Origin of the sequence: Streptomyces sp. 15-116A, from assembly GCF_025290915.1 — a bacterium.
GTDB lineage: Bacteria > Actinomycetota > Actinomycetes > Streptomycetales > Streptomycetaceae > Streptomyces.
Genome location: NZ_JAOCQE010000350.1, coordinates 1 through 5468, shown reverse-complemented (window position 1 = coordinate 5468; position 5468 = coordinate 1). Strand labels below are relative to the sequence as shown.

At 70.4% G+C, this 5468-nt stretch carries 4 protein-coding genes and 1 pseudogene; all 5 read right to left on the bottom strand.

Annotated elements, in window-relative coordinates; all coding sequences use genetic code 11:
* On the bottom strand, positions 1 to 1129 hold a 1129-nt coding region (locus tag N4P33_RS31890), incomplete at its 3' end, for a glycosyltransferase family 2 protein (protein ID WP_260830429.1).
* A 152-nt stretch (positions 1130 to 1281) separates the two neighbouring features.
* On the bottom strand, positions 1282 to 2196 hold the full coding sequence (locus N4P33_RS31885; RefSeq protein ID WP_260830428.1) for a carbohydrate ABC transporter permease: 915 nt from the start codon (positions 2194 to 2196) through the stop codon (positions 1282 to 1284).
* Positions 2193 to 3539, bottom strand: coding sequence for a carbohydrate ABC transporter permease (locus tag N4P33_RS31880; RefSeq protein WP_260830427.1), 1347 nt, complete (start codon positions 3537 to 3539; stop codon positions 2193 to 2195). Before N4P33_RS31880 ends, N4P33_RS31885 begins: the two co-directional genes overlap by 4 nt.
* A 7-nt stretch (positions 3540 to 3546) precedes the next feature.
* The gene (locus N4P33_RS31875) at positions 3547 to 4953 is read right to left on the bottom strand and encodes an ABC transporter substrate-binding protein (RefSeq protein WP_260830426.1); all 1407 of its coding nucleotides are present in this window, start codon (positions 4951 to 4953) and stop codon (positions 3547 to 3549) included.
* A gap of 153 nt (positions 4954 to 5106) precedes the next feature.
* Positions 5107 to 5468: pseudogene (locus N4P33_RS31870) on the bottom strand (hypothetical protein); the annotation flags it as partial.

Below are 5468 nucleotides of genomic sequence, written 5' to 3'. Positions count from 1 at the left end.
GGACGACGCGGACCAGGAGCGGACGCTGGACGCGGCGGCCGACCGCATCAAGGAGATCGACGCCCCCCAGGTCCATGTGAGCGGCGGCCCGCTGCTCGGGGAGCAGCTCGGGGAACGGGCCCAGCAGCCGCCCGGCGAGCCGGGCCGCCCCCTGGTGCAGGGCGCGGGCCAGGCGCAGTGTCCGGTAGGTGCGGTGCAGGCCGAAGCGGATCAGGGTGTGGTGGATCCGCGCACGCGGGGGGAGCGGCACCCCGGGGGCCCGGTAGCGGCGGAAGTGGGCGCGGGCCCGGCGCAGGAACAGGGCGCGCGAGCCGCGCGGCAGCCGCTCACGCCGGGCGTACACCGTCGCCAGATGGTCGATCATGCGGCGGAACAGCACCGGCCGCCAGCGCGCCAGCTCCGGCCGCTCGTCGACGTACGCGAAGACCCGGTCGTACTGGTCGAACACGTCGAAGTGCCGCTCGCTGGTGGTGCGCAGGATGCCGCCGACCCGCCGCTGCCGGTAGTGCACGCACACCCGGTCCAGGGTCGCGATCGACTCGGCGGTCATCAGGACCGGGTACGTCCAGGGCGTGTCCTCGTAGAAGCCGGGCGGGAAGGTGAAGCCCTCGCGCTCGACGAACTCCCGCCGGTACGCCTTGTTCCAGGCCACCATCAGCAGGTTCAGCAGCCCCGGCCGGTCCTCCAGCCGGAACGGGGCCGGGCCGCGCTCGGTGAGCTGGGCCGCGACCCGGTTGCGGACGGCCCGGCCCGACCAGTAGGTGCGCGCGTAGTCGTAGACCAGCACATCCGGCTCGCCGGTCTCCTTCAGCCGGTCGGCGATCGTCATGAGCGCGTCCGGCGTGAGGGTGTCGTCGCCGTCCAGGAACACCAGGTAGTCGCCCGTCGCCCGCTCCAGGCCGGCGTTGCGGGCGGGACCGAGGCCCGCGTTCTCGGGCAGGTGCACGGGCCGTACGCGCGGGTCGCGGGCCGCGAACTCGTCGATCAGCGCGCCACAGGCGTCCGGCGAGCCGTCGTCGACGGCGATCAGTTCGAGATCGGGGTACGACTGGGACAGCACCGATTCCAGGCACGCGGGCAGATACGCCTGAACCTGGTACGCGGGGACAATGACACTGAACCTGGGCAACGGGCATCCAACGGTCGGCGCGGGTTTGTCGGCCCTGTCGGAACGGTCACTGGGCCGTCCCGGTTACGCCGGCTGCGGCATGTGGGGGACACCGGTCACCCGAAGGGGCGGACTTCCGGCCGCCCGCCCCCTCGACTTGACGCCTCTTTCGGTTACTTGACCGCGCCCGCCATCACACCGGAGACGAACTGCCGCTGGAACGCGAAGAACACGATCAGCGGGATCACCATCGAGATGAACGCGCCCGGCGCCAGCACCTCGATGTTGCTGCCGAACTGCCGTACCTGCGAGGTCAGCGCGACCGTGATCGGCTGGCTGTCCGAGTCGGTGAAGATCAGCGCGACCAGCATGTCGTTCCACACCCACAGGAACTGGAAGATCCCCAGCGCGGCGATCGCCGGACCGGCGAGCGGCATCACGACCCGGACGAACAGGCGCAGTTCACCCGCGCCGTCCAGACGGGCCGCCTCCAGCAGCTCCCTCGGGATCTCCGCGAAGAAGTTCCGCAGCAGGAACACCGCGAACGGCAGACCGAAACCGACGTGGAAGAGGATCACACCGGTCAGCGAGCCGAAGATGCCGAGGTTGCCGAAGAGTTCGGCGACCGGCAGCAGCGCGACCTGCACGGGCACGACCAGCAGCGCCACCACGCCGAGGAACCACCAGTCCCGGCCGGGGAACTCCATCCACGCGAAGGCGTATCCGGCGAGGGAGCCGATCACCACGACGAGGACGGTCGCCGGCACGGTGATGTACACCGTGTTGAGCAGTGAGCCGGTGATGTCGTCGTTCTTCAGCAGCGACTCGTACGCGCCGAAGGTGAGCTGCGAGGGCTCGGTGAACACGTTCCACCAGCCGCTGGCGGCCATGTCCTCAGGGGCGCGCAGACTCGCCAGCAGCAGGCCGATCGTCGGCACCAGCCAGAACAGGCCGACGACGATCAGGAACACCCGCACGAACCCGCCGCTGACCCATCCGGCGATCCTCGACCCCAGCGACTGCTCGGCCCTGATCACCGGGGCGGGCCGGGGGGCCGCCTCGGTGACACTCCCGGCGTCAGCACTCATCGCCGCACCTCCCGCCTCAGCCTGCGGATGTTGAACCACATCACCGGGATCACCAGGAGCAGCAGGAACACCGCGATGGCGCTGGCGATGCCCGGCTGGTCGGCGGCGAAGCCCTGGCGGTACAGCTCCAGCGCGAGGACGTTGGCGTCGTCCTGCGAGGAGCCGGGCGCGATGATGAAGACCAGGTCGAACACCTTCAGCACATTGATCATCAGCGTCACGGTGACGACCGCGAGGACCGGTGCCAGCAGCGGCACGGTGATCCGCCGGAACACCTGCCACTCGTTGGCGCCGTCCACCCGCGCGGCCTCCAGCAGATCCCGCGGCATGCCCGCGAGCCCGGCCGCGATCAGCACCATCGCGAACCCGGCCCACATCCAGATGTACGAGCCGATGATCGCGGGCGTCACCAGGGACGGGCCGAGCCAGTCCACGCCGTTGTACGGCTCCTTGAAGTTGCTCGCCGAGAGCCGGAGTTGTGCCCCGTCGGCCTTCGCGGACAGCGAGAAGGTGCCGTCGCCGGCGGCGGTGGCCGTCTCCACCACCTTGCCGTCCTTGACGGCCTCGATCTTCATTCCGGCGTAGCCCAGCTCGGTCCCGTCGACGCCGTTCAGCGTGCCGACGCCCTTGCCGCGGGTGAAGTCCTGCCAGGTCGTGCCGGTGATCCGGTCGCCCTCCGGCTTCGGCGCCGCCGCCCGTTTCGCGTCGTCCGGCATCAGATCGGGGGCCACCCCGACCAGCGGCAGCGTCACCGTGTCGCCCGCGCTGACCGTGTCCTTGGTGATGAAGGCGCCGCCGCCCGCCGGCTCCAGCGGCGACTCACGGCCCGGGTGCGCCTTCGGGAACGCCGACGACTGGGCGAAGGTGTCGTGCACCCCCACCCACACCGCGTTCGCGACGCCCTTGTCCGGGTCCTGGTCGTACACCAGCCGGAAGATGATGCCCGCCGCGAGCATCGAGATCGCCATCGGCATGAAGACGACCAGCTTGAACGCCGTGCCCCAGCGCACCCGTTCGGTCAGCACGGCGAAGATCAGACCGAGCGCGGTCGCGATCGTCGGCGCGAACACCACCCAGATGATGTTGTTCTTGAGCGCCGTGCGGATGCCGTCGTCGGTGAACAGCGCCTGGTAGTTGTCGAATCCGGCGAAGCCGTCGCCGGACTGGTCGTAGAAGCTGCGGATGACGGAGTACCCGATCGGGTAGACCACGAGCGCACCGAGCAGCACCAGCGCGGGCAGCAGGAACAGCGCCGCGACGGTCCTCCGGGTGCCGGTGACGCTCTTGCGCGACCTGGGAGCGGCAGGGACCTTCCCGGTCCCCGCCGCCGTGTCCGACGCCATCGCCGGATCAGTTCCCGTACGCCGCCGCCGCGTCGGCCTCCAGCCGCTGCTGGGTGCCCGCGACGTCCTTCGGGTTCTTCAGGAAGTCCTGCAGCGCCTTCCACTCGCCCTTGCCGGGTGTGCCGCCGAAGGCCTGCGGGGCCTGGTCGGACATGTCGAAGCGGAAGTCGTCGCCCGACTCGATCAGCGCTTTGGCGATCTTCTGCTGGACCTCGTTCGGATACGCCGAGTTCGGCACGTTCTTGTTCGGCGAGAGATAGCCGCCCAGCTTCGCCTGGATGCTCGCCGCGTCCGGGGACGCCAGCCATGTCGCCAGCGCCTGCGCCGCCTTGGAGTCCTTCAGGATCACCGCCGCGTCACCGCCGGACACCACCGGCGCCGTGTCGCCGACCGCCGGGAAGGGGAACACCTTGGCGTCCGTGCCGACCTTGGCGCCCGCCTCGACGATGTTGACCTGCGCGAAGTCGCCCTCGTAGACCATCGCCGCCTTGGGCTGGTCGCCGCCGGTGAAGGTCTGCGTGACCGAGTTCGGGAAGTCCGTCTGCAGGGCGCCCCGTGCCACGTAGTCCTTCTTGCCCCAGATCCCGGCCAGCGTGGTCAGGGCCTCCTTGACCGACGGATCGGTCCACTTGATCTCGTGCCGGGCCAGCTGGTCGTACTTCTCCGGGCCGGCCTGGGAGAGATAGACGTTCTCGAACCAGTCGGTCAGCGTCCAGCCCTCCGCGCCGCCCACGGAGAACGGGGTGACGCCCGAGTCGTACACCGTCTGCGCGGTGGAGAGCAGGTCGTCCCAGGTCTTGGGCTCGGCGGCGCCCGCGTTGTCGAAGACCTTGGCGTTGTACCAGATCAGCGACTTGTTGGCGGCCTTGTAGTAGACGCCGTAACTCTTCCCGCCGACCTTGCCGATGTCCTGCCAGCCCTGCGAGTAGTTCTCGCCCAGCTCCTTCAGTGCCGCGTCACCCAGCGGCTTGGCCCAGCCCTTGTCGACGGCCTGCTTGATGGCGCCGGGCTGCGGCAGCATCGCGAGGTCCGGCGGGGCGCCGCCCGCCACCTTCGAGCCGAGGAAGTTGATGATCGGGTCCTGCGCGGGCACGAAGTTCACCTTGGCGCCGGTGCGCTTCTCGAACTCGGCCAGGACCTTCTTGAAGTTCTCCTGCTCGGCGCCGGTCCACACGGCGGCCACCTCGAGGGTCTCGCCGTCCAGCTTGGGGAGGGTGACGTTGGTGCGGGTCTCGTCCCCGCCGCCCTCCTTCTTGTCGCCGCCGTCGTCGTCGCCCCCGCACGCGGTGAGCGAGAGCGCGAGCACACCCGCCGTGAGGGCGGCGGCGGTCCGTGCGGCTCTGCGTGTGCGGGGAGCCGCCGAGGGGTTCTCGGGCGACCTGCGTATCCGGATGATCCTGCTCGCCTTGCGCATCACTGCCCCGTTCTTCGTACCTCGTCGAACGTCGAGCGCTGTCCCGTGCGCTCTGGTCTACGCCCGGCGGGTCGAGGCGGCAAGAGTGCGTCTCGTGTCAAGTCCGCGATCGTGATCGTGTCGTGACGGCAACACGGGGCAGTGGTACGGGAGTTACAGGAGTGACGGGACCTCGGCCGCCGAGACCTCGCGGGCGGCGCGCTCCAAGGCGCTGGCGAGCAGGGCCAGATCGGTCGGTCCGTTGCCGAGCTCGCGGACCGGGCGGCGGGCGGGCGGATCGCCCATGCGGTGCCACTCCAGCGGCACGACCGTCGGGCGCAGGGTCGCCGTCCGGGGGATACGGCCCGTCACCCGGCCGCCCTGGAACTCCGTCACCCGGCCGTCCGCGTGCGCCAACCTGCCGCGCCCCGGCGCCGGTTCGTCCGGTCCGGGCGCGGGTGCCTCCAGCGTGACGCGCAGCCGCGCCCGGCGTGCCGGTTCCGTCTCGGCCGTACGGGCACACGGGCCCGTCGCCG

Excerpts from the sequence above, each read along its gene's own strand:
- N4P33_RS31885 (WP_260830428.1), bottom strand. The coding sequence starts at position 2,196 with ATGAGTGCTGACGCCGGGAGTGTCACCGAGGCGGCCCCCCGGCCCGCC.
- N4P33_RS31880 (WP_260830427.1), bottom strand. The coding sequence starts at position 3,539 with ATGGCGTCGGACACGGCGGCGGGGACCGGGAAGGTCCCTGCCGCTCCC.
- N4P33_RS31875 (WP_260830426.1), bottom strand. The coding sequence starts at position 4,953 with ATGCGCAAGGCGAGCAGGATCATCCGGATACGCAGGTCGCCCGAGAAC.